The organism is Streptomyces meridianus, from assembly GCF_023703325.1.
Classification (GTDB): Bacteria; Actinomycetota; Actinomycetes; order Streptomycetales; family Streptomycetaceae; genus Streptomyces; species Streptomyces meridianus.
Genome location: NZ_JAMQGM010000073.1, coordinates 1 through 3,068, shown reverse-complemented (window position 1 = coordinate 3,068; position 3,068 = coordinate 1). Strand labels below are relative to the sequence as shown.

General features: G+C 66.2%; 3 protein-coding genes. 2 read left to right on the top strand and 1 reads right to left on the bottom strand.

The annotated features are described in order from the left end of the window. Positions 1 to 366: 366 nt before the first annotated feature. On the bottom strand, positions 367 to 1,794 hold the full coding sequence (locus M1E25_RS25105; RefSeq protein WP_251419543.1) for an ATP-binding protein: 1,428 nt from the start codon (positions 1,792 to 1,794) through the stop codon (positions 367 to 369). Positions 1,795 to 2,230: 436 nt separating this feature from the next. Here M1E25_RS25105 and M1E25_RS25100 point away from each other — a divergent pair, with 436 nt between their 5' ends. After that, positions 2,231 to 2,452, top strand: a complete 222-nt coding sequence (locus M1E25_RS25100; RefSeq protein ID WP_251419541.1) for a type II toxin-antitoxin system VapB family antitoxin — start codon at positions 2,231 to 2,233, stop codon at positions 2,450 to 2,452. Further along, positions 2,449 to 2,859 carry a PIN domain-containing protein gene (locus tag M1E25_RS25095; RefSeq protein WP_251419539.1) on the top strand — a complete coding sequence of 137 codons (411 nt, stop codon included), beginning with the start codon at positions 2,449 to 2,451 and terminating at the stop codon, positions 2,857 to 2,859. The genes M1E25_RS25100 and M1E25_RS25095 overlap by 4 nt, the downstream gene beginning before the upstream one ends. Positions 2,860 to 3,068: the final 209 nt, after the last annotated feature.

Genomic DNA, 3,068 nt, shown 5'->3' with positions numbered 1-3,068 from the left:
GGCGATGGTGCTCTGTGCGGGATCGTCTCCTACGGTTGACGTTCTCTGCCGGGAGGCTTGGTGCCACCGTTGGCTGGGCCGAGCTTACGCCCGGCACTACCTGGCCCACACGATCTCCGCCTGCGGGAGAGGTCCGGACAGCAAAAGAAGCCCCGGGTCGCTGGCCTGGGGCTCTTGCGTGGAGCGGGTGACGGGAATCGAACCCGCGCTCTGAGCTTGGGAACCAATGAGGGTTCGGAGTTCGATATCCGTCCTGACCTGCGAAAACACGACCATGCGGCGGAATCCTCGGCCTCTCGTCGGGCGCCGTTGCTGACCGCTGTTCACCGCTCCGGCCGGCACGTAGTGGCACGGCCGGTCACAGATTCATGACCAGGCGCCATGGAGGTCCTCAGGGGTGAGGATGTGGACGCCGTCGGCAGTGCACCCACTGCGGGTGACGGCGAGCAAGGGGGTGCTGTCGTCGGCGCCGGGAAGCTGGGATCGGTGGGTGATGAGGCGGGCGAGGTCGCGGTTGTCGAAGGGCTTCTTCTCCAGCCACTTGACCGAACCCACGAGAGTGATCTTCTTGGCGATGGGGGAACGGTCGGCGCCGACGATGTCGATTTCCGGGTCGTTGGTGCGGGTCCAGTAGCCGCCGATCGCATGGGTGCCTGCGGGCAGATGTCCTTCGTCGGAGCCCAGCCGCCACAAGGCTTCGCGGATAACGGGCTCGATGGCTCTGCCCCGCCAGGACGTCCAGCCGGTACGGATGGTGTCGAGGACGCGGTCGCCACGGCCGCGTTCGACCGCCGGGATGCCGGGGCCGATGAAAGAGAGCCAGAAGCGCAGGTACGGGTCGTCGATGCGATAGCGGGTCTCTCGGCTGGGTTTGGTGGAAAGGGGCAGTTCGGCGGCGACCATGCGCCGGGAAGCGAGGAGGTCCAGTGAGCGGGATACCGAGCCGGGGTTGAGTCCGCCGGCTGCTCTGCCGATCAGAGTGAAGGTGCGCTCGCCGTGGCCGATGGCGCCCAGGACGGTGCGAGCTTGCGCCTCGGTGGGGAACTCGGCAGCCAGGGTTCGTTCGCCGCTGACCAGCAGGGCGGATGTCGGTCTGCGCAAGGCCAGTTCGAGGTACTCCCACAGCCCGGCGCCCTGCGGCCATTCCTCCAGGACGAGGGGGAGCCCGCCGGAGATCAGGTAGGCGTCGAAGGCGTCGGCGGGCGGCAGATCGAGCATCGAGGCGACCTCTGCCGGATTCAACGGTGGCACGACCATCTCGGTGCCCCGCTGATAGAAGGGCCGCCCGTAGGTGTTGAGCTGTTCCATCATGGCGATGTCGGAGCCGATGAGAATGAGCAGAACGGGCAGCTTCGACAACGTCCGGTCGAACGCCTTCTGCAAAGCGCCCTCGAAGCTCGGGTCCTCGCGTACGAGGTAGGGCATCTCGTCGAGGACCACCACACTCGGAGAGTCCGGGGGCAGCGTGGAGGCGAGCATAGTCAGCGCGGCGTCCCAGCTCAGCGGGGCGGCGAAATCAGCGAACCGCGCCGCGTCGGGAAGCCGGGAGGCCGTCACCTCGGCGGCGAAGGCTGCCAGATCGTCCTCGCGGGAGCCGCCGACGGCGGTGAAGAACACATGCGGCAGTTCGGTCTGCTCCAAGAACTCCTCCACCAGGCGTGACTTCCCCACCCGGCGGCGTCCGCGAATCAGCACGGCACGCCCGGGGCGTCCGCTGCGCCCCCCGGTCTTCACCGGTCCCAACATGGCGTTCAGGAGGGCGAGTTCGGTGCGGCGCCCGATGAATCCGTTCACGGTGGTCGACCTCCACGACAGAGTCCTGTTGCTTGCATTCAGGATACTTTCATCAATATAAGTACTGTACGGCTGTGGAGCGTGATGGCGTCGGCCGGTGGGGTTCGGCGGCATGACGCCATGACGCCTTTCCTGTCCGCTGGTCACCGCCCCGACCGGCACGTTGTGGCACGGCATTCGGGGAGAGGTTGGCCGAGGTGGGGATCGGTTGCCCGGCACGGTGGTGTGGCTCGGCGGGATGCCCGGTGGGTGCGGGTGCCGGCTTGGCGTGCCGCCGCTCACGTATCCGTTCGGATCCGTTGGTCCAGCAGACGCTTGCTCGCGGGTAGGCGGCCGCTTGTCGAGTGCATTCGTCCCGGCTGTGGTGGGCTCGCGATGTGAATGTTGGTGACGTATGCTGCCTTGTACATTACCAATCGTCGCATGGGAGGTGCCCATGTCTGTCACCCAGATCGATATCGACGATGACGCGTTGGAACGGGCCATGGCGCTGTCCAAGGTCAGGACCAAGAAGGAGGCGGTCAATCTCGCCCTCCACTTCTACGCCGAGCAGCAAGACCGTGCGGCGCGCATCAGCCGGCACTTTGAGCGCGCGCACCAGTGGGGGGCGGTTGAGGATGCCGAGCGTCTGCATCGGGCGGAGAAGGGCAGTCGGTGATCTATCTGCTCGACACCTCCGGCCTCGTCCGGCTTCTCCGGGATCACAAGCTGCAAGTGGCCTGGCGCGACGCGATCGGTGCCGAGGCTGTCGCCTCCTGCTACCCGCAGCGCGCCGAGTTCCTCTACAGCGCTCGGAACGGTCGCGAATACGACGAGATCGCAGAGATGTTCACGGACCTCTATCCCGACGTATCGGTGCCGAAGAACGCGGGACGCTGGATCGGCGCCGTGCAACATCGCATGGCCCGGGCCGGGGAGCATCGCAGCGCTTCGGCGGTGGACCTCATCATCGCCGCTACTGCAGCCCACCACGGCCTGACCGTCCTTCATGACGACGCTGACTACGGCACGGTCGCTCGTCACGCACCCGACTTGAGCGAGCACAGTGTCCACGACGTCGGCTGATGTCGTTCGATGTCTTGGCAGCAGGTCGCGGCTCATCAAGCCCGCACGAGTGGTGCGAGTCCGCGAATCGTTCCAGGGACAAAGAAGCCCCGGGCTCTTGGCCTGGGGCTCTTGCGTGGAGCGGGTGACGGGAATCGAACCCGCGCTCCGAGCTTGGGAATCAACCGCACTTCACTGGTCGATGGTCCTCTGACCAGCGACGATGTCGA